General features: G+C 50.8%; 20 protein-coding genes and 1 pseudogene. 15 read left to right on the forward strand and 6 right to left on the reverse strand.

Annotated elements, in window-relative coordinates; all coding sequences use genetic code 11:
* Positions 1-5: 5 nt before the first annotated feature.
* The 7 genes from H6F88_RS02770 to H6F88_RS02800 all read left to right on the forward strand — a co-directional run bounded on the left by H6F88_RS02770 (position 6) and on the right by H6F88_RS02800 (position 8,309).
* Positions 6-923 carry an ABC transporter permease subunit gene (locus tag H6F88_RS02770; RefSeq protein ID WP_190641212.1) on the forward strand — a complete coding sequence of 306 codons (918 nt, stop codon included), beginning with the start codon at positions 6-8 and terminating at the stop codon, positions 921-923.
* Positions 924-932: 9 nt separating this feature from the next.
* Positions 933-1,724 (forward strand): ABC transporter permease, encoded by a 792-nt coding sequence (locus H6F88_RS02775; protein WP_190641213.1) that lies wholly within the window; start codon positions 933-935, stop codon positions 1,722-1,724.
* Positions 1,717-2,817 (forward strand): ABC transporter ATP-binding protein, encoded by a 1,101-nt coding sequence (locus tag H6F88_RS02780; RefSeq protein ID WP_190641214.1) that lies wholly within the window; start codon positions 1,717-1,719, stop codon positions 2,815-2,817. The genes H6F88_RS02775 and H6F88_RS02780 overlap by 8 nt, the downstream gene beginning before the upstream one ends.
* A 65-nt stretch (positions 2,818-2,882) precedes the next feature.
* Positions 2,883-4,157, forward strand: coding sequence for an ABC transporter substrate-binding protein (locus H6F88_RS02785; protein WP_190641215.1), 1,275 nt, complete (start codon positions 2,883-2,885; stop codon positions 4,155-4,157).
* A 24-nt stretch (positions 4,158-4,181) separates the two neighbouring features.
* Positions 4,182-5,027, forward strand: coding sequence for a radical SAM protein (locus H6F88_RS02790; RefSeq protein WP_190641216.1), 846 nt, complete (start codon positions 4,182-4,184; stop codon positions 5,025-5,027).
* A 96-nt stretch (positions 5,028-5,123) separates the two neighbouring features.
* The gene (locus tag H6F88_RS02795) at positions 5,124-6,731 is read left to right on the forward strand and encodes a pitrilysin family protein (protein ID WP_190641217.1); all 1,608 of its coding nucleotides are present in this window, start codon (positions 5,124-5,126) and stop codon (positions 6,729-6,731) included.
* A gap of 81 nt (positions 6,732-6,812) precedes the next feature.
* Positions 6,813-8,309 carry a pitrilysin family protein gene (locus H6F88_RS02800; RefSeq protein ID WP_190641218.1) on the forward strand — a complete coding sequence of 499 codons (1,497 nt, stop codon included), beginning with the start codon at positions 6,813-6,815 and terminating at the stop codon, positions 8,307-8,309.
* A 60-nt stretch (positions 8,310-8,369) separates the two neighbouring features.
* On the opposite strand, the gene H6F88_RS02805 is transcribed toward H6F88_RS02800, so the two are convergent.
* Positions 8,370-8,663, reverse strand: a complete 294-nt coding sequence (locus H6F88_RS02805; protein WP_190641219.1) for a hypothetical protein — start codon at positions 8,661-8,663, stop codon at positions 8,370-8,372.
* Positions 8,664-9,035: 372 nt separating this feature from the next.
* On the opposite strand from H6F88_RS02805, the gene H6F88_RS02810 reads away from it, so the two are divergent.
* The 3 genes from H6F88_RS02810 to H6F88_RS02820 all read left to right on the forward strand — a co-directional run bounded on the left by H6F88_RS02810 (position 9,036) and on the right by H6F88_RS02820 (position 11,563).
* Positions 9,036-9,833, forward strand: coding sequence for an MlaE family lipid ABC transporter permease subunit (locus H6F88_RS02810; RefSeq protein ID WP_190641220.1), 798 nt, complete (start codon positions 9,036-9,038; stop codon positions 9,831-9,833).
* A gap of 93 nt (positions 9,834-9,926) precedes the next feature.
* Positions 9,927-10,334, forward strand: a complete 408-nt coding sequence (locus H6F88_RS02815; protein ID WP_347277654.1) for a DUF3119 family protein — start codon at positions 9,927-9,929, stop codon at positions 10,332-10,334.
* An 80-nt stretch (positions 10,335-10,414) separates the two neighbouring features.
* Positions 10,415-11,563, forward strand: coding sequence for a DUF3086 domain-containing protein (locus H6F88_RS02820; RefSeq protein ID WP_190641221.1), 1,149 nt, complete (start codon positions 10,415-10,417; stop codon positions 11,561-11,563).
* Between the two features lie 176 nt (positions 11,564-11,739).
* On the opposite strand, the gene H6F88_RS02825 is transcribed toward H6F88_RS02820, so the two are convergent.
* Together H6F88_RS02825 and H6F88_RS02830 are read right to left on the reverse strand one after the other, a co-directional pair.
* On the reverse strand, positions 11,740-12,783 hold the full coding sequence (locus H6F88_RS02825) for an agmatinase family protein (protein WP_190641222.1): 1,044 nt from the start codon (positions 12,781-12,783) through the stop codon (positions 11,740-11,742).
* A gap of 106 nt (positions 12,784-12,889) precedes the next feature.
* The gene (locus tag H6F88_RS02830) at positions 12,890-13,498 is read right to left on the reverse strand and encodes a molybdenum cofactor guanylyltransferase (RefSeq protein ID WP_190641223.1); all 609 of its coding nucleotides are present in this window, start codon (positions 13,496-13,498) and stop codon (positions 12,890-12,892) included.
* Between the two features lie 211 nt (positions 13,499-13,709).
* Here H6F88_RS02830 and H6F88_RS02835 point away from each other — a divergent pair, with 211 nt between their 5' ends.
* On the forward strand, positions 13,710-15,437 hold the full coding sequence (locus H6F88_RS02835; RefSeq protein WP_190641224.1) for a diflavin flavoprotein: 1,728 nt from the start codon (positions 13,710-13,712) through the stop codon (positions 15,435-15,437).
* 183 nt (positions 15,438-15,620) lie between these two features.
* Here the strand turns inward: H6F88_RS02835 and H6F88_RS02840 are convergent, their stop codons facing one another.
* Positions 15,621-16,529: a LysR family transcriptional regulator gene (locus H6F88_RS02840; RefSeq protein ID WP_190641225.1), complete on the reverse strand. Its 909-nt coding sequence runs from the start codon at positions 16,527-16,529 to the stop codon at positions 15,621-15,623.
* Positions 16,530-16,765: 236 nt separating this feature from the next.
* Here H6F88_RS02840 and H6F88_RS02845 point away from each other — a divergent pair, with 236 nt between their 5' ends.
* Positions 16,766-16,924, forward strand: a complete 159-nt coding sequence (locus tag H6F88_RS02845) for a bacteriorhodopsin (protein WP_190641226.1) — start codon at positions 16,766-16,768, stop codon at positions 16,922-16,924.
* Between the two features lie 207 nt (positions 16,925-17,131).
* Positions 17,132-17,683: a bacteriorhodopsin gene (locus H6F88_RS02850; RefSeq protein WP_190641227.1), complete on the forward strand. Its 552-nt coding sequence runs from the start codon at positions 17,132-17,134 to the stop codon at positions 17,681-17,683.
* Positions 17,684-18,185: 502 nt separating this feature from the next.
* Here H6F88_RS02850 and H6F88_RS02855 read toward each other — a convergent pair.
* Positions 18,186-20,567, reverse strand: coding sequence for an ATP-dependent helicase (locus H6F88_RS02855; protein WP_190641228.1), 2,382 nt, complete (start codon positions 20,565-20,567; stop codon positions 18,186-18,188).
* Between the two features lie 186 nt (positions 20,568-20,753).
* Here H6F88_RS02855 and H6F88_RS34275 point away from each other — a divergent pair.
* Positions 20,754-20,933, forward strand: a pseudogene (locus H6F88_RS34275) (type II toxin-antitoxin system mRNA interferase toxin, RelE/StbE family); the annotation flags it as partial.
* Between the two features lie 163 nt (positions 20,934-21,096).
* On the forward strand, positions 21,097-22,812 hold the full coding sequence (locus H6F88_RS02865; protein WP_190641229.1) for a glycosyltransferase family 39 protein: 1,716 nt from the start codon (positions 21,097-21,099) through the stop codon (positions 22,810-22,812).
* Positions 22,813-22,969: 157 nt separating this feature from the next.
* Here H6F88_RS02865 and H6F88_RS02870 read toward each other — a convergent pair whose 3' ends face one another.
* Positions 22,970-24,076 carry a RuBisCO accumulation factor 1 gene (locus tag H6F88_RS02870; RefSeq protein WP_190641230.1) on the reverse strand — a complete coding sequence of 369 codons (1,107 nt, stop codon included), beginning with the start codon at positions 24,074-24,076 and terminating at the stop codon, positions 22,970-22,972.
* Between the last annotated feature and the right edge of the window lie 23 nt (positions 24,077-24,099).

Consider the following 24,099-nt stretch of genomic DNA (forward strand, 5'->3'; position numbering starts at 1 on the left):
CAGTCATGACTCTTAAGCTCCAATCTCCTCGACATCAGACCTCTCCGAATCTGGCACAGCCTTTTCCCTGGCAGGCTTATCTGCTGATGCTTCCGGCAGTGGGAATCGTTGGATTGCTGTTTGGTGGTGGGTTGGTGTTGGCATTGCTTCAAAGTATTGGGGCGATCGGGCTGTTGGGAAGTCAGATTTCGTTAACGGCATATCAAGCAGCGTTGACGAATCCAGAATTTTTGCGATCGCTGACACTTAGCCTTTACATCGCAGTAGTTGCCACAGGACTATCAACCGTTTTGAGTGTTGGCTTAGCCCTGCTCCTAAGAACCGCCGGACGCTGGGCTAGTTTTGCTTGTCAAATCACGCTGCCCATTCCACATTTAGTCGGAATTGCGGGCGTTTTGCTGTTGCTATCACCGAGTGGATTTATCTCGCGATCGCTCTATGTGCTGGGCTGGATTCAATCCGATCAGGACTTTCCACTGTTGGTCAACGATGCTGGCAATATTGGCGTGTTATTACATTTTCTTTGGAAAGAGATTCCTTTTATCACATTAATCTTGCTGGCAGTCCTGCGGAGTATTAATCCTGCCTACGAAATGCAGGCACAGATACTTGGTGCAACTCCCTGGCAGCGTTTTTGGAATGTGACTCTGCCCATGATGAGAACCGGAATTTTGTCATCCAGTTTGATTGTGTTTGGCTATATTTTTGCTTCGTTTGAAGTTCCCTTTTTGCTAGGGTCAACTCGCCCACGCACATTGCCAGTATTGGTTTATCGCGCTTTTACGGATAGTGATATTGCTCGTCGTGCAGAGGCGATCGCTCTGGGAATTATCCTGTCGATTCTCTCGCTGTTGATCATTGTGGCGTACTCGTGGCTGGTGTCGCGCGGTCGTCAGAACCGTCAGCCTATAAAAGGAGCGTAGGGAATCAGGATGTTGCGAAAGGGACTCATTGTTCTCGTTATTGTGGTGTTGTTTCTACCGTTTTTGCCGTTGGTGATCTGGTCCTTTGCACAAGGATGGTTTTTTCCGCAACTCATTCCTGACCAGTGGACACTTCAGCACTGGTCGCAGCTTGTATCACCCGCTTCTAGAGTGATCGAAGGGCTATTGCAGAGTTTGGCGATCGCCTTGATCACCACAATTCTCTCACTGTTGGTTGGGCTTCCCGCAGGACGGGCGATCGGAGTGATGGAGTTTCCAGGAAAGGAGGCTCTAAAGTTATTTCTGTTAACCCCTATCATTGTTTCACCATTAGCAACCCTCATGGGTATTCAGTTTGTGCTGATTCGGCTAGGGCTAAACGGTACGCTTCTGGGTGTGATTTTGGTACATCTGATGCCGACCATTCCCTACATGACGCTGGTGTTAACCAGTGTGTTTGCCAACTTTGACACCAGGTATGAAACGCAGGCGCGATCGCTCGGTGCTTCTCCAGTTCAGGTGCTTTCACAAGTCACTTTGCCGCTAATTGCTCCTGGCATTGTGGTGGGTGCATTATTTGCCTTCCTCATTTCCTGGAATGAGTTTCTCCTGACGTTCTTTGTGGGTGCAGGACGGGTATTTACTTTGCCAATGGTGCTGTTTACCTTACTGCAAGGAGGAAACAATGGACTGGTTGCGGCGGTGGCAATTACATCCGTTGTACCGGGATTGTTGTTTTTACTGTTGGCAAGCAAGGCATTGGAAAATGATACGGCGTTAGGAGGGTTGGGAAATGTATAAGACCGTCCCTCATTCCCAATCTCTTATGCCTCATCTTCACCTCCAAGATCTCACCAAACATTTTCCAGGAGTCACTGCCGTCCAAAGTCTGTGGCTTGAGGTGCAGGCAGGTGAGATTCTAGCGCTATTGGGCCCGTCGGGTTGCGGCAAGTCTACAACGCTTCAGATGATCGCGGGGGTAGTGCAACCTGACAGCGGCACGATTACCTTGGATGGTCAAATTCTCAACCGAGTCCCACCTGAGCGACGAGATATTGCACTGGTGCTACAGCGTGGGTTGCTGTTCCCACACTTAACAGTGGGTGAGAATGTCGCGTTTGGGCTGAAGATGCGCGGAGTCGGTCGGGCTGAGCGAGAAGAAAAGGCGATCGCCATGCTGCTTCAGGTTCAGCTAGAAGGGTTTGCCCAACGTAAGCCATCAGAGCTTTCAGGCGGACAGGCACAGCGGGTGGCATTGGCGCGATCGCTGATCATTCACCCCAAACTGCTGCTGTTAGATGAGCCTCTGTCTGCTCTAGATGCCAATTTGCGAGAAGAAATGCAGGACTTAATCTTACGGTTACAGGCTCAAACGGGAGTGACGATGTTAATTGTGACTCACGACCAGGCAGAGGCAGTGGTGATGTCTCAACGAATTGCCCTGATGTTTGACGGGTGTTTGCGTCAGGTTGACACACCCGAACAAATCTATCAACAGCCCTGTGATGAAACTGTTGCTCGATTTATGGGAGGGGTCAACTTCTTTGCTGCTGAGGCTCACGGTCGGCAATGGACGTTATCCACTGATTTAACGTTGCTCAGTGAGTATGACCATCATGGTTCAATTCAAGTCACCATTCGTCCTGAGCAAATCCAGGTGTTTACAGAAGGGCGATCGCAAGCAAACACCCTACCTGCCACTGTAATTGCCAATCGATTCACCGGAACGCAACGACGCTTAACCCTGGCGATCGCCCCGGAGCTAACCCTACAAGCTTGGGTTACGCCTACTCAAGATTTTCAAATTGGACAATCCGTTTGGGCCTATCTCCCACCTACAGCCCTTTGGTACTTCCCACACAGCATCGTGCCCCATCCCGTCCAAGTTTCCTAACTTCCGTTCAACTATCATTCAAAACTCATCTTCTGCAAACCACTTCAACTCTAAAAAACTAATCCATGAACCTAACCCCCAATCCCCACTTCCCCCTAAACCGTCGGCGTTTCCTCTGGCTATCTACCGGTGCTTGCTTAGCCACATTGGCAAGCAACTGTACCCAACAAAATTCTTCCTCTGAAACAGCTAGCTTTGATCCCACAGCCGCCTCTTGGGATGAGATTGTAGCGGCGGCTGAAGGGACAACTGTAAATTGGGCGATGTGGGGCGGCAGCGATAAAACGAATGCCTATGCTGATCAGTGGGTTGCCGATCGCCTTCAAAGCCAGTACAACGTCACGCTTAATCGAGTTCCCCTTAACGACACGGTAGAAGCGGTCAATAAGGTGTTGGGAGAAGTGCAGGCAGGGCAGACCTCAGGCGGCAGCATTGATCTGATTTGGATCAATGGTGAGAACTTTCGCACGATGAAGCAGGGGGATCTGTTGTTTGGTCCCTTTCGTGACAAGCTGCCCAGCAACCAGTACTACGATGCGGATGATCCGGCGGTGAACTCTGACTTTGGCTTGCCCATCGAAGGATATTCTGCGCCCTACACGGGCAGCTATTACGTCATGGCGACAGACAGCGCGAGAGTTCAGCAGTTTCCCACAACCTTTGAAGAACTGCTGGACTGGACCAGGGCAAACCCCGGACGTTTTGCCTACGTTGCACCTCCTCAATTTGACGGTAGCCGTTTTCTGCTAACAGCCCTGTATGGCGTGACGGGAGGCTATGAGCAATATGCTGGAGCCGAATTTGATGAGAACCTGTGGAACGAAAAGTCGCCTCAAGTGTTTGAATATTTGCAGGAACTGGAACCTTACCTCTGGCGGAGCGGTGAAACTTATCCACCTACGCAAAACCGTCTGCAAGAACTCTTTGCCAATGGTGAGATTTGGATGATGCCTGTATTTATCTCCGAGGTGGCAGAAGGAATCGCGAGTGGAAGGCTTCCCGACACGACGCGAGCCTTTACAATGCCGGGAATTTCATTGAATGATCCCTCTTTCACCGCCATTCCTATTAATTCTGCTAACCCCGCAGGCGCAATGGTGTTGGCAGATATTCTCTCTAGCCCGGAGGGCCAACTGGAAAAATTTAAACCGGACGTTTGGGGTGACCCACCCTTGCTGAGTCCTCAAAAGGTTCCAGCCGAACTGCAGTCCGAATTTACTAAGGTAGAGGGGGAATATGGCATTCCTTTGGATGAACTGACTTCCACTACTGTTCCTGTCGTTAATGCTGAATACACTACGCGACTAGAACAAACCTGGGAAGAGCAAATTGCTTTGTAGAAATGCTTTGTAGAGTAGGGAAGTATGGTTTTTAAAGAGCGACAACCCCGCGATAAAGGTGTGATCACCGACGATCGCCTGATGGAACTTCACCTCTATCCGGGTAATCAGTGCAATCGAGATTGCTCATTCTGTACGGTGTTTGGTAGCCCCAAAGGTTGGTACAGCGAATACACCGTCGAACATCTAGATACAGCCTTGCGGACAGTGATGCTGAATGAGCAAGGCACAATCAAATTCTATGGGGGTGAGCCGACGCTTGATTCTGAGAATGTTATCTGGGCGATCGCCTACCTACGGCAACAGGGCTATCAGGGAGCGATCGTAATTTATTCCAACGGCATTCAGGCGGAGCGGTTGCTGCATATTCTAGAATCTGACCCGCTGGGTCAGACTACCGCATCCTTGAACTATTCCATCGCGACGGGTGATGGTGCGCCCCAAATGCCGAAAAAGGCGCTGGAGCAATTGGAAGGATATGAGACGGAACATGCAGGAGCGATCGCCATTGGTCATCCGGATGTGGTTGACTCAGGGCGAGGCGTAGACCCTTTTACTGGAGAAGCAACCCGTCCTAAAGCCAATTCTCGCTGCCCCCATTGCTATCCGGTTTTGACGACAGAAGGAAAGTTTCACGCTTGCCCCTTTGCCATCGAAAATCGATCGCCCCATTTTCAGCTTGGAGACATTCACAGCGATCCGTCGGAAATTGCCCAAAACTTTCGAGAATTCTTTCACTGGCTAGACACGGTACACGAACCCTATGCGATCGCCCATAACTTGCCCGCCTGTACCGTTTGCTGGAAACATTTAGATCAGCTTCCAGTTCCTCAAGGATTTGCAGAAGCGCGAGCGCAGCAGGATGGCTAAGGCTCCAGTTTCTAAAATGGATCGGATCTATGCCTGAATTCTGAAAAGTCTTTATGCTGGGATTTGGTAGTGTTTGTCACTGATTCCATGATTTCAATGAGTCGGTCAGTCTCTTTATCAGATTTTTGTCGAAGCAATCGTGCCGCTCGGAGCCGAGTCATCTTGTGGAATCGAGCTATCTTTGCGGTGCTAGCAGCGATTTTGCTGTTTTTAGGAACGCCTCAAGCCGCTTTAGCCCAAACCGCTGCTCAGGCTGAGCCAGAAACCGCTGACCTCAGCACCTACATTGATGACGTAATTGATCGCGTTACTGAGTTTACGCTCGACAACGGCATGAAATTTATCGTGCTAGAGCGGCATGTGGCTCCAGTAGTTTCCTTCATGACCTATGTAGATGTGGGTGCTGCCTATGAGGAAGATGGCAAAACGGGAGCAGCCCACTATCTAGAACATCTTGCATTCAAGGGCACCAAGCAGATTGGCACGACTAACTACGAAGCCGAAGCCCCTGTGTTAGAGCGGCTAGATGAACTGTTTGAGCAACTTCAGGCGGCGCGTGAGGCTGGAGATGAGGCGGCGATCGCCCGAATTCAGTCTGAGTTTGAAGCCGCTAAAGCCGAAGCCGCAAGCTATGTTCAACAAAACCTGATGGGTCAAATCGTCGAGCAGGCGGGTGGAGTTGGCTTAAACGCAACTACCTCTGCTGATGCTACGCGTTACTTTTACAGCTTTCCAGCAAACAAGCTAGAACTGTGGATGTCTCTGGAGTCAGAGCGGTTTTTAGACCCCGTCTTTCGTGAGTTTTACGAAGAGAAGGACGTGATCTTAGAAGAGCGGCGGATGCGAACCGATAACTCACCTATTGGTCGAATGATTGAGGTATTCCTAGAAACCGCTTTTCCTGGACATCCCTACGGTCGTCCGATCATTGGTTATGAGGAAGATATTCGCAATCTAACCCGCGAGGATATTCAAAAATTCTTTGAAACTCATTACACGCCTAATCAAATCGTCGCTGCTGTAGTTGGGGATGTTGATCCTGACGAGGTGCGGCAAATGGCAGAAACTTACTTTGGGCGCTACCAGACTAGAGACAGTTCACCTGAAGTCACCGCCGTTGCACCAGCTCAAACTGAAGTTCGAGAAGTAACCCTGGAACTCCCTACAGAACCCTGGTATCTGGAAGGCTATCAGCGTCCTGCAATTAGTGATCCTGATAACGTGACGTACCAAATCATTGATGCGATTCTCACGTCTGGACGCACTGCTCGACTTTATAAGTCCCTGGTCGAAGAACAGCAGCTTGCCCTGAGTGTCCAAAGTGCGAATGGCTTTCCGGGCGATCGCTACCCCACGCTGATGATGATCTACGCCCTGACTGCTCCCGGACATACCGTAGATGAAGTCGCTGCTGCGATGGATGCCGAGCTAGAACGCCTCAAGGCTGAACCTGTATCCGCAGAAGAACTCGATCGCGTCAAAACTCAGGCGAGAGCAGGACTTTTGCGAGTATTGGCTTCCAACCAGGGTATGGCTAGCTTGCTGCCAGAGTATCAGGCAAAAACAGGCGACTGGCGCAATTTGTTTAACGAACTAGAGGCGATCGCTGCCGTCACTGCCGAAGACGTACAGCGTGTGGCTCAGGAAACCTTCCAGCCTCAAAACCTCACCATCGGCAAACTCCTCACCCAATCTGAACCCTAGAATTTTCCAGGTAATTTTGTGTACTGAACTCACAAAATTATCCTCTCTTAATCCCAATTCCCAAAAGGAGTCCCATCGATCATGCAGTGGTTCCAATTCCAGCGCAGCCAGCGCAAAAAGCTAATTCGCTACAGCTTCATTGCGCTGGTCACCATAGCAATGATTTTGCTCGGGCTGGGTCGAGTACCTGCGCTGGCGCAAACAGCCCGTCACTACACCGAGTTAGAATTTGAGCCGCTTCCTGAAATTCAACTGCCTGACTATTCCCGCTTTGAGCTAGACAACGGCATCATCGTGTATCTGATGGAAGATCACGAACTGCCTCTAGTCGGTGGCACTGCCATGTTTCACACGGGTGAACGGCTTGAACCAGGCGATAAAGTGGGGCTAGCCAGCATTACAGGTTCGGTGATGCGGAGTGGTGGCACCGTGCAGCACCCGCCCGATGAACTCAACCTGTTGCTAGAGCAGCGTGCCGCCTCTGTCGAAACTGGAATTGACGAAACCACGGGCAGTGCTAGCTTCAGCGCTCTGACGGAAGACTTATCAGAGGTGTTTGGGCTGTTTGCCGAGGTCATTCGACAGCCAGCCTTTCCTCAAGACCGGATCGATCTGCTGAAGAACCAGATCCGAGGTGGAATTGCCCGTCGTAATGATGATCCCGATGAAGTGGTTGGGCGCGAATTCCAAAAGCTGGTCTACGGCGCACAAAGCCCTTACGCCCGCACTGTAGAGTACTCCACGCTGAATAATATTTCCCGCGACGATATTATTGGCTTTTATGAACAGTATTTCCACCCCAACAACATGATCTTGGGGATCGTGGGCGATTTCGAGAGTGAGGAAATGCGATCGCTGATCGAAGCAGAGTTTGGCGACTGGCAGCCCAACCCCAACCTCGAAGCTCAGTTGGATTTACCCGAAGTCGCTCAGGCACAGACCGGTGTGTTTCTGGTCGATCAGCCCCAGCTAACTCAGAGCTATGTTCAGGTCGGGCATCTGGGTGGACAGTTAGATAACCCTGACCACGCTGCTCTCACGGTCGTGAATGAAGTGCTGAATGGATTTGGCGGCAGGCTGACGAATGAGGTGCGATCGCGCCAGGGGCTAGCTTATGTCGTCTATGCCTACTGGAATCCTCGGTTTGACTTCCCTGGCACCTTTATTGGCGGTGGGCAAACTCGTTCTGACGCAACTGTGCCCTTTATTCGCTCGGTGCTATCAGAAATTGAGCGCATCCGCACGGCTCCGATCACTGAGGAAGAACTGGCACGCGCCAAAGACTCGGTACTCAATGCTTTTATCTTTAACTTTCAAGATCCGGGGCAGACCTTATCGCGACTGATGCGCTACGAGTATTACGGCTACCCTGCCGATTTTATCTTTCAATATCAGCGTGCTGTTCAGGAAACCACAATTGAGGACGTTCAGCGGGCTGCTCAAGAATACCTGAAGCCAGAAAATATTGTCACGCTGGTAGTTGGCAATGCAGCTGCCATTCAGCCCCCGCTTAGCAGTTTGGGTTCTAATATCGAAGTGACTCAGATTGACATCACCATTCCAGAACCGCAGGGTTAGGAGTCGTTTTAGAAGTAGAAACCTCGTAGGGACGGTTCGCGAACTGTCCCTACGCTCACCTCAATTGTTTCGCAGGTTTTGGTGGCGATAAAAGGTAAAAGTATCAAACAAAATACCAACTAGGCTGCAAACCAGCCCAATGACCAGCAACCCGTTGACGGAACTACCGCTACCAAACACAGACAGAAATTGGGTGATTTGTTCTAGCCCAGCCTGACTGATGGAGCTAAATAGCGGAACGTAGCCCACCACAGAGAGGCATAGCAAAACTCCTATGATGAATAGGGTAGGAGTCATGAAGCTAAAGATTCCTGTAATCAGAATTGAACGCAGAAAGCTTGGCAAAGTACTCATAGAGAGGCTTATGCTCTAAGGGTTGAAGATCCTAACAGGCTGAAGGTATGGCTATACCTGCCAGTTCCTACGATAGGGGCGATCGCCTCCATCCAGTCCAGATGTCAGAAATCTTAAATCTCTATTAAAAAGCTTGTTGAAGATCTATGAATCCAACTCATAATCCAAACAGCACTTTCACCGCAAAGGACACGTCAAACTAGCCCCAAGAGCCGCGAAAAGTGGAGATAGACCGCAGTGCATCCCCGGTCAGAACCCCAGGGCAACAATCCGCTATTGTTTACATTGAGGTTCATTTTAGGTAGGCAAACTGCTTATCTGCGTTAACCACGTTTACTTAAACCTTCATCAAAGTTTAGGGGTACAGCACCATTGAGTGAAACCGCTCAGACTTCTGGATTAGGGCTATGGAGTCAGCGATTACTTGCCGCCATGCTATTAGGCGGACAGGTGATCGTTCATCTGATTGCGGGTAAAGTTCATCGCCGCAACACCCTCGATCAAATGGCTGCCGTCGGGCCAGAGTCGCTGTTGATTGCTTTGGTTACAGCCGCTTTTGTGGGCATGGTGTTTACCATTCAGGTCGCCAGAGAATTTATTAACCTGGGCGCGGGTACAGCCGTTGGTGGTGTTTTGGCCCTTTCTCTAGCCCGAGAACTCGCCCCTGTCCTGACTGCGGTGATTTTGGCAGGACGGGTCGGCTCCGCCTTTGCCGCTGAGATTGGCACGATGCAGGTGACTGAGCAAATCGACGCACTGCAAATGCTCAAAACCGACCCGATTGATTACCTGGTCATTCCCAGAGTGGTTGCTTGCTGCTTGATGTTGCCAATTCTCACTATCCTGGCATTTATCACAGGGATGACGGGTGGACTGTTGATTGCCGAAGGGCTTTACGGCATTTCCTCGACCGTATTTCTCAACTCAGCCCGAAACTTCCTCAGCGTTTGGGATCTGGTTAGCGCCCTGGTTAAAGCTTTTGTGTTTGGTGGGTTGATTGCGGTAATCGGCTCAAGCTGGGGTTTGACTACCACCGGAGGAGCAAAAGGAGTGGGGCAATCTACGACTACGGCAGTTGTGACCGCACTTTTGGCAATCTTTATTGTCAATTTCTTTCTCTCCTGGATCATGTTCCAGGGGACAGGCAGTGCTGTTCTGGGTGGCTTCTAGCAGGTCTTGTTCTGCCTGGGTTGAAGCACCAGGAGCATCACCCTTTAGAATGGAGATGGCTGAACTAAGCTGTAACTGAAGGGATTCGCGCTTGTGACTGTCACGCCCTCTCCAACTTCCACTGAAACGACTGTGCTGGCTCCCAGCTATGCGTTGCCGATCGCCCTGATTGCGATCGCATTGCTTTTAACTGCGCTACCCATAGGGCTGGGGCAACCCTGGGTGAATGGAGCGATCGCCCTCTTAGGGCTATTTCTGCTGTTTCAAGCGGCTACCCTGCGGCTTCAGTTTACCTCCACTGCGCTAGACATCACCCGTGGAGACACGCTGATTCGCCGCTTTCCCTACACCGACTGGCAAAACTGGCGTATCTTTTGGACTGGCATCCCGATTTTGTTCTACTTCAAAGAAGTCAAAAGCATTCACTTTTTGCCGATTCTCTTTGACCCTAAAATGCTGAGGCAATGCCTGGAGCAACACTGCCCCATCTCCGACGCTTAAGAGCAACGGCTACTTGACTGTGGAAACCCTTGCTAGTTCACTCTCAATTCAAAACTTAAAACTTACCGTCCCACTTGCCCATGAACTCCAACGACTCGCCAAGCCGTGAATTTATCGCCAAACCCCTAAATGATATCGTTGCCAAAGAACAAGCTATCGAAGACGCTGCTGGTGGTGATGAGATCCTTGCCGAAGAAATGTCCCATGAGGCGTTGGGTGATGAGATAACAGTCCTGACCCAGCGAGTTGCAGATCTGCGGCGGCAAGAAAAAGCCTTACAAAAAGAAATTGCTGCCCTACAAGCCTCCTACGACAGGATGTTGCGAGGGCAGATGGCAGATGTACAGACAACAATTGGGCGCATGGTCAAAGAAGGGCTGAGTGAACTGGAGCAGCGCAAGAAAACTCTGCAAATCTCAGTTGAGCAGCTAGAGCGCCGACAAGAGCGCATTCGCACAGAAATGCGAACCACTTTTGCGGGAGCGTCTCAAGATTTGGCAATTCGAGTTCAGGGCTTTAAAGATTATCTAGTGGGCAGCTTGCAAGACTTGGCGACAGCAGCCGAGCAGTTAGAGCTCGTTGCCCCTGCCAGAGAGCCGGAAGTGCGAGAAGCCCCTCGTGATCTACGAGGCTCCCGGGACTTTCGAGACGCTGATGAATTTGAAGATGATCAGGTTCTCACCCCTCGATTTGCCGAGCAAAATTTTGAAGACCAGGCAAGACAAATTCGCAAGATTTTAGACCAATATCGGACCATGCCCGACTACTACGGACCACCCTGGCAGCTGCGCCGTACCTTTGAGCCAATTCACGCAGAACGGGTATCAAACTGGTTCTTTGCTCAGGGTGGACGGGGTGCGCTGCGGACGATGGGGTCACGCTTGCAAAATATTCTGATTGTCTCGGCAACGATCTCGGTTCTGCGGAATTTGTATGGTGATCGCGTCCGTACTCTCATTCTCGCCAACTCTCCCGAACGCTTAGGTGAATGGCGCAGAGGCTTACAGGATTGCCTTGGTATTTCACGGGGTGACTTTGGTGCAGAGCAAGGCATCGTCCTATTTGAAGCACCAGAACCGCTAGCTCAACGGGCCGATCGCCTGGTACGCCAAAAACAACTGCCGCTGATCATCATTGACGAATCCGAGGACATGGTGAACCTGTCGCTGCTGCAATTCCCGCTGTGGCTGGCGTTTGCCTCAGATCCGATGAATCCGACCGTAATTTAGTAGCACGGCAAGTCTAAAGCGTTGGGTTCCGCTCTGCTCCACCCAACCTACGATAGTAGAACCGTAGGTTGGGTAGGTTGGGTGAGGCGCAGCGGAACCCAACATTCTAAGCTTGACGCGCTAATAGTATGGCAAGTTTTTCAAATCTCCTGGTGGAATGGCGCGATCGCCCTCACTCAATCACAGAGGCTCATCAAATTGCAGAGCTTATAGACAATTCTGGCTCCCACATTGCCGTCCCACTCGGCATTGCCAACCTCAACCACATCAAAGCCAATAATTTGCCGTCCGCTGTGAACGACCTCTCGGAACAAGCAAAACGTTTGTTCCAGTTCTAGCCCACCGGGGACAGGAGTTCCTGTGTTGGGGCAGAGTTTTGGATCTAAGCCATCCACATCAAAGCTGATGTAAACCTGCTGGGGAAGCTCTGCCACGATCTGTTTGCAAAGCTCTAACCAGGAAATGCCGCCATACAGCTTTTGCTTTAGCATCGGATCGTAGTAAGCGGACACTCGCCCGTTTGACTGTTGGATTAACTTCACTTCATCGTGAGATAGATCGCGAATACCAACCTGCACCAGTTTGGAAAGTTGTGGCAGCTTCAGTGCATTAAACATGATTGAAGCGTGGGAAAACTCAAACCCCTCATACGCTTCGCGTAGGTCAGCATGAGCATCAATGTGCAAGATGCCGAAATTGGAGTGGTGTTGGGCGATCGCCCTCAAATTTCCCAACGGCACACTGTGATCGCCACCAATCACCGCAACTCGTTTGCCTTGGCTCATGGCCGTTTGTGACTGTTCAAACAACCATTGGTTAACAGCTTCGCTCTCCTGGTTAATGGTTTTCAGCAGTTCAACTAGTTCTGGACTGTCCTCAACCTGCTCGCCCTGCTCCATGTGCTGAATAATCCGGGTTGCATCCTGCCGCAATACATCACTTTTTTGCTGAATTGACTGAGGAATTTCAGCCATAAAGATGCCTTGCTTCCAGCCATCCGGACTGTCAAAGTCAAACAAATCCAGTTGCCGAGATGCATCCAAGACAGCCTGCGGCCCAGCGGCCGTGCCTGCGCCATAAGAAACAGTCACTTCCCAGGGAACGCCAAACACGATGATGCTGGCAGAGTCGTAATCGAAGGGTAATCCCAACAAATTACCGTTATCAACGCCGATGCCACTGGGATCGTAGCTTTGTAGGATTTCTTCTTTAGTAGTCATGGGCAGGTTGGAGTTTTTAATGAGCTAAATCTAAGAACTTATTCCATTCTCTCTAATACTTCTGATTTAGGACGGTAAACGTGATGTACGATCGCCGTTCCCTTTATCAGCCCAAATTACTCACTTTTGCGATCGCCCATTCTTCTGGAGTATTACAGTTAAACAACATTTGCACATTATCCAAAGTGAGTTCTTGGACGGGTTGGAGAGTTAACCACTTTTGGAACGATCGCCCCCCACTTTCTACAAAGTTTGTCAATTCGAATAAACAATTGCTGCGATAAAAGCCGCAGAGGGGTTCCCACCAGCCTTGTGGATTTTTGGGGAGAAGGGCGATCGCTTCCACAGATGCATTCTCCAATTCCGCTACCCAATTCTGTAGAATTTCAAGTTTTAGATAGGGTAAATCGCAAGCTAGTAGCAGAACCCACTCGGTTTGTATATACGTCAAGGCTTGAGCAAAACCGACTAACGGCCCGTGTGGTTTGGCTTCTTCTGGTTTCCAGGTTTCTTGAATAAACTGACAGTTTGCTGGAAGAACGTCACGATATCGTTCTATCCAGGGAGTTACAACATAAACAGGGTTAGCACACTGTTGAGCAATTTGATACGTTCTTTGAATCAGCGGAATGCCGTCCAGTTCAAGCAGTGCTTTGTCTTGACCCATGCGAGAACTTTGTCCACCTGCCAGGGCGATCGCCGCTAAACTAACCATCGTTTATATTCATCCTGGAGTTGGGTTTGACTTTGACTCGCAGCGTTTCCATGTTGGAATACACTCAGGTTTGAGCGGAGCATATTCACATTATTTCAGTCTGCCTAACAGACCGATAACTTTTCCAAAAGGAATCGGGCTGCTTGATCCCAAAACTTAAGAGAAGATAGAGGGGTAGGTATTTTTTCGCATCGCGGGGAGGAAACCGCTCATGGTCGTACTAACCGATCGCACGCAGCGTAGGCTAACGATGCAAACGGCTGAAATTGCGCCAGAAACATTGACAATGCGATCGCTTGACTGGGATCGCGATCGCTTTGACATCGAGTTTGGCTTAAAAAACGGCACGACCTACAACTCGTTCTTGATTCGGGGTGAGCAAATTGCCCTGGTAGACACCTCCCACGCCAAGTTTCGGCAGCTTTACCTGGATTTGCTGAAAGAAACAATTAATCCAGCCGAAATTAATTACCTGATCATTAGCCACACGGAACCTGACCACAGCGGCTTGGTGCCTGACATTCTTGCGCTTGCGCCCGACGTAACGGTGGTTGGCTCAAAGGTGGCGATTCAGTTTCTCGAAAACCTGGTGCATCAGCCCTTCAAGCAGCGGATTGTGAAAAATGGCGATCGCCTCGACCTGGGCAACGGGCATGAACTAGAGTTTGTGATTGCGCCCAACCTGCACTGGCCTGATACCATTTTCACCTACGACCACAAAACGCAAGTTCTCTTCACCTGCGATGCGTTTGGAATGCACTACTGCGACGATCGCACCTTTGATGAGGAACTATCGGAAATTGAAGACGACTTTCGCTATTACTATGACTGCCTCATGGGTCCTAATGCCCGCTCGGTGCTGTCGGCGCTAAAGCGGATGGATCAGCTTGAAGCCGTTAACATCATTGCCACAGGACACGGGCCACTACTGCAACACAACGTGGCGGAATGGACGGGGCGCTACCGCCAGTGGAGCAAAGAGCAGGCGAAGTCTGACAAAACGGTGGCGGTGTTTTACGTGTCCGATTATGGGTACAGCGATCGCCTCTCGCAGTCGATTGCTAAGGGCATTACCAAAGCCGGAGTTGCGGTCGAAATGATGGATCTGAAGTCCGCCGATCCGCAAGAGCTACAGGAAATGGTTAGCCACGCCGCTGGGCTGGTGATTAGTATGCCGCCTGCCTCCGGTGAAATTGCGACTTCAATCCAAGCTGCGCTCAGCACCGTTCTGGCTGCCGCTAAAGCAAAGCAGGCAGTCGGGCTATTTGAATCTTACGGAGGCGATGATGAGCCGGTTGACCCATTGCTCAACCGCTTTCGGAACTTGGGTTTGGTTGAGGCATTTCCAGCAATTCGGGTAAAAGATGTTCCAGGTGAGTCACTTTATCAGCTTTGCGAAGAGGCGGGAGTTGACCTGGGGCAAGCGCTGACTCGCGATCGCACCGTTCAACAAATCAAATCGATTGACGCAGATCTAGAAAAAGCACTGGGACGAATCAGCAGCGGACTTTACATCATTACTGCTCAAAAAGGCGATCTGACAGGTGCAATGCTAGCGTCCTGGGTAATGCAAGCTAGCTTTAAGCCACTGGGCTTCACCATTGCTGTTGCTAAAGACCGAGCAATCGAATCTTTGATGCAGGTGGGCGATCGCTTCGTTCTCAACGTTTTAGAAGAAGGCAACCACGCTGGCTTGATGAAACACTTCCTCAAGCGATTTGCTCCTGGAGCCGATCGCTTTGCTGGAGTCAAAACCTATTCCGCCGAAAACGGCTCTCCTATCCTGGCAGATGCCCTCGCCTATCTGGAATGTGAAGTCACCAGCCGCATGGATCAGAGTGACCACTGGGTTGTTTACAGCACAGCTAACGTCGGACGAGTTTCTAAAGCCGATGCCTTGACTGCGGTTCACCATCGCAAGCTTGGGAACTACTACTAAGGTGCTTTGGGCGGTTTTCAAGGAATTTCGTCGTGGTACATCAAGCTGGAGGCGTTGGGTTCCGCTGTGCTTCACCCAACCTACTAAATTACGGATGGTAGAACTGTAGAACCGTAGGTTGGGTGGAGCAGCGTGGAACCCAACGCTTTAAATTTGCTGCGCGACTACAACTTCAGAAGCGATTTATGTGCAAGGTTTAGGCTTTTGCCGCTTTAAGATATCGAGAAAGGCAAAGACGGCCGGGGTGTGTAGCTCATTGGATAAGACGGCTACACCAATGATTCGCATCAGGGGAACGGGTAAGCTGTAAACCTGAATTCCGGTTGGGATGGGTTCTGCTGCTAAGCGGGGCAAAACGGTTGCTCCTAATCCTTGAGCGACCAGGTTGACGATGGTGGCGTCGGTTTCTACTTCGTAGGTGACTTTTAAGAAACAGTCAAACTGTTTAGCGTGGGCATATACCATCTGCATCATCACGTTATCCACGGGGGGCATGATCAGCGGAAATGTGGACAACTCTGCCCAGCTTAGCTGCTCTGCCTGAGCTTGAAAGGTAGGAGGAAACAGGGCCACAAATTCGTCGCGTAAGACTTCGCAGGTTTCCATGTCTTCGCTAGCGGGTAAAAAGGTAAAGCCGATGTCGGCTCTTCCTTCGCGCAGGGCTTGCTCGACGCGGGGGTAATCGTCGTGTTCGGTGAGGCTGACGGCGATCGCCGGAAAGCGTTGGTGAAATTGGGTAATCACCAGCGGCAAGATATGAGTGGCAACGCTGCGAAAGGAAGCAATTCTCACTTGCCCGCCTTCTAGCCCTTTTGCCAGTTCTGCTTCTTTAGTAATTTCCTCGGACCGATGCACGATTTCACGGGCGTGTTCGGCAATTCGCTGTCCGACGGAAGTGAGGCGAGCCCCGTGCCGCCCGCGCAAAAATAGCACCACGCCTAAGTGTTCTTCTAGGGTGGCGATCGCGTGACTCACTGCGGACTGAGACATTTCCAGTTGCAGGGCCGCTTCGCTAAAGTTTTCGCGATCGGCAACGGCAACTAAGATCCTGAGCTGAGACAGCTTCATCTGTCTGTGATGACTCTCTTTCATGATGCAACCTCAGCCCCTGCTTACTAAGCCTAAGCGAGATCTATCATTTGTTCTCAAAAGCTGAAGCTGCCAAATTGACATTACTCAAGGTAGATTTCCAGGATGCAAATCCTACTCAAGAAATCTTCCCTCAGAATTATGGCACTCCTCCCAAGACGCTGACACACTGATCAAGGTCAGCAGTTAAAGAAACTTAATCACTTTAATTGCTAGTAATTATATTTTGGCAAGCTTATATGGTTCAGACTTGGCTTTGGATAGGCGTAACGGGCATGGCAGTCGGAGCCGTTTTCTTTGGCTTTGGAGCGCATAACGCCCGAACAGAACGTTGGAAAATTCTATACACGCTCAATTTTTTCATTTGTCTCATCGCCAGTGTGCTTTATCTAACGTGAGTTCGGGTTAAGCTAAACGCTGCAAGGTTTGGTATAAAAGGCTTTAGGCAAAGGGTATTGCTGTAGGCTCTTCTCAATAAGGTTGTTTATTGAGAAAAATTGCATCTGTGGACCTTGCTGACAATAGCTTGATTCACTGCAACGAAATGAGGTACGAAAAATCAGGGGTTCTGACGATTTCTTATCCCGAACTCACGTTATCTAGCAATGGCATTGGGGCAAGGGTTTAACGTGATACAGGGTCGTCCTACTTTTTGGGTTCGCTATGTCACCTGGTTCCTATCAACGCCACTTTTGTTGCTTGATCTCACATTTTTAGGTCGAACCAGTTTACCGATTGCCGGAAGTTTGTTGGGAGCCAATGCACTCATGATTGCAACCGGATTGGTTGCTGCCCTCTCACCCGATCCGATCAATTACATCTGGTATTTAGTGAGTTGTGGTGCCTTTGTAGCTGTTTTTTATCTACTGGTGTCACCCTATCGCTTAGAAGCGGAGCAACAGCATCCTAGAAGCAAAAAAGCATTCCGCAAACTGCTCACGGTTCATCTGGTGTTGTGGACTGGATACCCAATTGTGTGGTTGCTTGCAGCAAGTGGTTTTGATGTTTTGACTCAAGGGTTAGAAACCATGTCCTATACCCTACTAGATTTGGTGGCAAAGGTTGGTTTTGGTATCCTTTCACTCAATACATTAGGACAATTAGAACGGGCGGGTGAAGTTGAAAAGGTGTTACAGACAGAGCTGTCTGCTCGATAGAAGCGATCGCCCTTTCCACCTAATTCACAGCACTTTCGGATAGGGAAACTTCTAGTAGATAAAACACTCATAGAACCAGGTTTAGCCACAACGTCATCAGACAAACGCAAAGACGCTGACAAAAACTGCCTATTGCCTGTGGTAGGGGCACGGCATTGCCGTGCCCCCTCGAAAATCATTCGTCAAATGTGTAAAGCCTGCAACGGCGAAGGGATCTTATAGGGGCGATCGCTCCGCTCAATTATCCAAATTAAGACACTGTCATCTCGGAAAAGTACTTTGAGCTCCCGGAAAAGGGTTCTGGGATCTCAGAACAGTGTCTTGGGATCTCGGAAAGAGATTCTGGGATCTCGGAAAGAGGTTCTGCCGTCCTGGAAAAGGGTTTTGTCGTGCCGGAAAGAGGTTTTGCCACGCCGAAATCCCTTTTCAACGTGCTGGGAAGAGGTTTCGTCTCATTTAGTGCAAAAGTGCCTCAAAAATGGGAACTATTAGCTCTTAACGATCAATAGCTGATCGCTTGCGGAAACTTTTTGCCTAGGGCCGTCAAGACTGGACAGGGCGTTTTATCTTCCAGGTTGTCGGGTTTGCTCCAGGTGAAGGGAGCTTTTTGAGCGGCGGACATCCACAGCAGGCGTTTGGCTCTAGTCATCGCTACATAGAGCAGGCGAAATTCTTCGGCGACTTTCAGGTATTCGGCGCGTTCCCAAGCGGCGGCGAGTCCGGGCATTGGATATTCTTCATGCACACGGGCGCGAATTTGCGCTCTGGCGACCTCTGGCAAACTAAAGTCGCCAATAAACTGTGCCTGGGGCGGAACTCTCAGGCTGCCAGGGATCAACTGCTCATGCAGGAAGGGGATAAACACAAAGTCCCAGTCCAATCCTTTGGCTTTGTGCATGGTGATGATGGTGAGTTGACCTTTGCGAGTGTAGCGCTCTTCACTATCGCCAATTTCAACGGGTTCAAATCGCTCGGAGTTAACGATTTCAATCAATACATCAATAGGGGAAAGTCCAGGATTGGTAGCTATGCGTTGGGAAATCTGCTCGCTCAGTTTGTCGGCGGTCGCCAGTTCGGTTTGCTCGTACTTCAACGTGAGCGCCAGGAAGGGAATTAGTTGATATTGGGGCAACTCTAGCCGCGCCCGTAGCAGTCCGGTGCAGTAGCGCTGTGCCTGAAGGACGGGGTCGGGCTGAAGCGGGTCGAGCGGTCCGGGGTAAAGGAACTGTTCGGGCAGACTGGTCAACAGGTTGAGATCCTGAGTAGGAATCAGCTTGCGATCGACCAAAACTTTGAGGGCAGCTTTGAGGTTGTCGGGCGAATGGGGGCGATCGAGAAACTGCATCAGTGCCAGGATCTCAGCGGGAATGTGAGACTGGCGATCGCGCTGTCCCACGTCGTAAACTTCAATTCCCAGTTCCTTCAGATTCACCTTTAGCCCGTGCTGTTCTGGGTTTTGCAGCAGATCCGCGACAAATCGCCCCTGCCGATTTTCCCGCACCAAAACTGCCATGCGTCCATCGGGATGCTGAGCAAAAAGTTCTGCGACTCGTTGCCCAATTTGATCGACCGTCTCAAATACATCTTCCGGGATGACGATTTCTAGCCCCCGTCCAACGGGAGCGGGGTTTGCGTCCACCTGAGGATCATCTGCCCCAACAGGATGAATTGCCTGAGAGCGGAATGGATTCTTGAAAGAGGCGATCGCCCCCTCTCCATCTGAGTCGCCGCTACTCCCTCTGCCATATCGACGATTGACCCAATCGAGCATGAAGTTTGCCGCATCCATAATGATGGCGGCGCTGCGTCCTGCCTGATCCATCTCTGCCAATCTGTCCTGAGCTTCGCAGGTTTCGCAAAACTGCCGGAAGAACACAGGGTCAGCCGGAGTAAAGGTAGAGTTAATCGCCTGGTTCGGGTCACCCACGCGCACCAAATTGGCTGGTCGATTGCCATCAGGGTCAGACGCAAGGATTTCTAGAAGACGAGTTTGCAGCGGAGACGAGTCTTGCGCTTCGTCTTCGAATACAGCAAACACCTGCTGTTGCCAAAGCTGACGGGCATTGTCGTCTTCTAGCACTCGCAGCGCTGCCAAAATCATGTCGTCGTAGTCAATCAGTCCGCGATTTTTGAGAAGTAACTGATAGCGTTCATAAAGTCCAGCAGCGATCGCCAGCACATCATAGTTAACCTCACCTACATCCTGGTGCATCACTTCCTGACTTAACTGCCGCAAATCGGCGGGCAACAGTCCCGAACTCTTTGCCTCATGAATGACGGTAAGTGCAAGCTCAGGCAACACTTCTGTTCGCAATACCGACTGTCGCCTGAGCCGTTCGGTTTCTTCGCCGTCAAACTGCCGCCCCTCTAGCAACCGCTGATAAAGCTGAGGGTTAGAGCTAATCCACTGCTCGACACAGGTGCGAACCAGGCGATTGCTCTGGTTGGGCAACACTAATGTCACGCGGTCAAGGCTCAACCCAGACAGATCGGGATAACGGGTGGCGATGTTTAGCGCCAGTCCATGCAGGGTATAGACAACGAATCCGCTTGGCGTGAGCGAAAGCTCTCGCAAATATTGACGAATTTTGGCTTTAAGATTGGCGACCGCAGAGCGAGTAAAGGTCACAACAACCAGTTGTCCGCTATTGGAATTGCCATCTGGTGCAGTCGGTTGCATTCCCCGATAGCGTTTGGCGAGAAGAATGGCGGAGGCGATCGCCATCCCAGTTGATTTGCCCGAACCTGGCACGGCTGACACCGCTAGCGCCCCGCTCTGCCAATCTGCCATTCGCTGTTGCCCTGGACGCAGGCGCGATCGAAGCTGTTGCAGCGTTTCTTCCCAGGTAGGAGTGGGGTTTTGCGGATTTGCTGAAGTCACCATGCTGCTGTTATGCCGTTAGTGCGTCTGATCTTCATCATATTCGGGGGATTGAGGGTTGAGGTTGAGGGCACATCTTTCTAAGCGATCCACAGCACTGCTACTGTGTGTCGGCGATCGCTTGCTCTAAGCAGAGGCATGAGGGCTTAAGTTCTAACGTCAAAATTTAAGCGAACATTCCGCAAATTTGTGAAGCGCAATACTGAGCTTCAGTAACGGATCGAAGACACTCTTTAGCAGATGGAAGCAGACGTATTTGATTCGAGCTTGGGTACTCATAAACTAAGTGGCAAACTTGATAGTCTTCAGTCTTGTTCTTGCGGCTATGACTGTCGTATCGTTTTCTCAATTGAGCAAAATATTGAATCCGAACCGGGCGTGGCATTCGGTCAGAAATCAACGGTGAATGGCGCAATGAATTTGCCGAATGCCGCGCCCCTACCCCATGCGTTGTCTGCTGCTGCCCGTCATGCCAACGCAAATAGGCTGATACACGTATGATTAAACTGGCGTAATGTTTTGATGTCCTGGCATGAAGGGATTGCGGTTTCAGATTCAGCAGTTAAGCCAGCGCTGCAACTGGCATTACGTCGGACTGGCAGCAGTGCTGCTGCTGGGAGCGGTTTTACGATTTTGGCAGCTTGACGCGAAACCACTGTGGCTGGATGAAATCATCACGGCAATCTTTAGCCTCGGTCACAAGCAAGCCGATTTGCCGCTGGGTGTGGCATTTTCAGTGACTCAGCTCAAGCAAATTTTTACGCTCAATCCAGGGGTGAGCTGTGCTCAAATTGCCCAAACGGTGTCTACAGAATCGGTACATCCGCCGCTGTTCTTCTGTTTGCTCTACCGCTGGATTAGCTGGCTCAACCCCAATTCGGAGAACTGGATTTGGGCATTGCGATCGCTCTCCGCCTCGATGGGAGTGGGGGCGATCGCCTCCATTTACTGGCTGAGTCGACTTGCTTTTTCTAAGAGGGCAGGGCTGATGGCAGCAGCCGTGATGGCGGTTTCTCCCTTTGCTGTTTACTTGTCTCAAGAAGCCCGCCAATATACCCTGCCGATGTTGCTAATTTCGTTAGCGCTGGTAGGACTGGTGCAAATGCAGCAAGACCTGCATCCCGGTCGGCGGTTGCGTCCGGCGGTATGGCTGGGCTGGGTGGCGGTGAATTCCTTAGGGCTTTACATCCACTACTTTTTTGCCCTGGTACTGGTGGCTCAAATCATGGCGCTGGGCGGCTGGATGCTATGGCAGCGGCGCAGCATTGCGCCTCGCGGCTGGATGGCATTGGGGTTGGCGATCGCGGGCATTACTTTAAGCTACTTGCCCTGGCTCACCGTCCTGCTAGGGCACATCAGTCGTCCTGAAACTACCTGGCTCAGTTCTCGGGAAATCGATTGGGAAAGCCGAATTGCGCCGATTTATCAGGCGATCGCCGGATGGGTCGTGATGGTGATTACCCTCCCGGTCGAAGACCAGCAAGAGTACATTGTGATTCTCTCAGCCACACTGATGCTGATTTTTGGGGGGTGGCTGGTGTGGCAAGTGAGCCGAGGCTTGAGAAAAGCCTGGAGTCGGCTTGAGATTCGCCCATCGCTGTTGTTGCTGACAGGTTTTGTCCTCAGCGTTTTGGTTCAGTTCTTTGCGATCGTCTATATTCTCAACAAAGACATTACCGTTGTGCCTCGCTACAACTTTGTCTATTACCCAGGCGTTTGTGCGCTGCTGGGCGTGGCGCTGGTGCATCTACCTGTTCGCAAAGTCGTTCTGCCTTTCTTACTGGTCGGCATCCTCAGCAGTGTGCTTGTTGTGAATAACCTGGCATTTCACAAAGCCTACTACCCCAGCCGCATTGCCAGAGATATGTATGTTGACCCAGAAACACCGCTGATACTGGTGGGCAGCTATACCTCAATTCAGGAAATTGCCCTGGGGTTAAGCTTTGGGCTGGAACTGAGCGAATACTTCCCCGATCGCCCCGATGAATCTTTGGGCTTTGCTTTTATCGATCGCACGGATGGATTTGAGCAGGCATGGAGGCAACTTTCGCAGGTCACTCCTGATTTTCCGTTGCCTTTGAACATGTGGGTAATTGCCGCACCAGGAATGAAAACCAGGGATTATCCCCCGAGGCTTCAGATTACTCATGCTGGAGAGGGCGATCGCCCCTCTAGAGTCTTCTGCACCCTTGACCCTGAGGAGTTTGGGAGAATTGGATTCCCCTACCAGTTTTATCGATGTCGGTAAGGGACGATGTTTAAGCAGGTGTAGGTTGGGTGAAACAGCGTGAAACCCAACGCTTGTTTAGATACTGTTGGGTTCCGCTTTGCTTCACCCAACCTACTGGATACTGGCTTACACGAACACTTGCCCCTTCTCAAAATCCTTCAAGAAGGGACAGCACTTACTCATCCACCTGCCACGGATCTTTAGTGAAATCCTCATCCAAAATCTTTTTCGGACGAACAATTACAATCACCCGCCCTAACAGTGGCACTTCTGGTGTTTCCTCAAACCACTGAATCTGCAATTGCCCAGACTGGTCGATTATAAAGAAATTGTCTGGATTCCACTGTCGCTGGGCACGATCGATCACAACTAAGACCTGTTCGCGCTTTCCTTCCAGCGGTTCAGGAAACTGGTCAGTATCTGCTAGCAGTACCACTGGGTCTTCTGCCCCCAGCACCACCTGCCATCCCGGAACGGGCACCCACGCTCCTGTTCCTGAAAAACGCACCAGCCCAAACGGAGCCTCTTCCTCGATCAGTGGGACGGCTTGCAAATCAGCCGTCGTTAGGGGAAGCTTACCTGCAACGGGTAAAACCCTTGCCAGTTCTTCTTCTGAGTCGAGCCGATAAAGCGGCAGACGGGGTGCAGGACGCTTACGAGTAACAGTGAAATCGGTCAACAGTTTCTCGGCTTGTTGGCGGGCTGACTCACTCTGAGCAAACCGCAATGCCAGAGCAATTAGGCGCGATCGCAACTGCAAGTCTGACTGCTGCCGTGCTAGTCGCCAGTAGTGCAGCGCCACTGCATCACTGGGATATTTCGAAAATTCTTCAGGTGGAGTCGCGAGCCGTGAAAAGTCTTTGAGCGCTTTGGCTACCTCACGAGCGCCTTCAGAGTCGATGCCTTTTTCAACGACCAGTTCTGCTGCTGCTGCTCGTTCTGGCTGAGTCAAGATGCGAAATTCGTAAAGCGTATCGCTGCCTGTGCGCTCAAACCGCGATCGCACCTGCTCTGACACTCCGCTGCTCACAATTGAGCTGTAAACCTGTGAGGCAACGGTAATTTGATTCTGGTGAACTGGCTCAAATCCGGTTTCCTCAAAAATTTGCTGAGGGCTATAGCCAGCCTTTTGAAGCTGCTGACAGGCTTGCCCCCAGGCAACCCAATTTTCCTGCTTGCGGCGCAGAAGAAGGATTAAGTCTTCGATCTGGCGATCGCCCGACGCAGCATCAGGCTGCTCAGAATTGACTTGTTCAGGATTGGACTCAGATGATTCGGTCATAACAAACGACGGTGCTCTGGTCT

The sequence above is a fragment of the Oculatella sp. FACHB-28 genome (assembly GCF_014696015.1).
Classification (GTDB): Bacteria; Cyanobacteriota; Cyanobacteriia; order Elainellales; family Elainellaceae; genus JAAUTN01.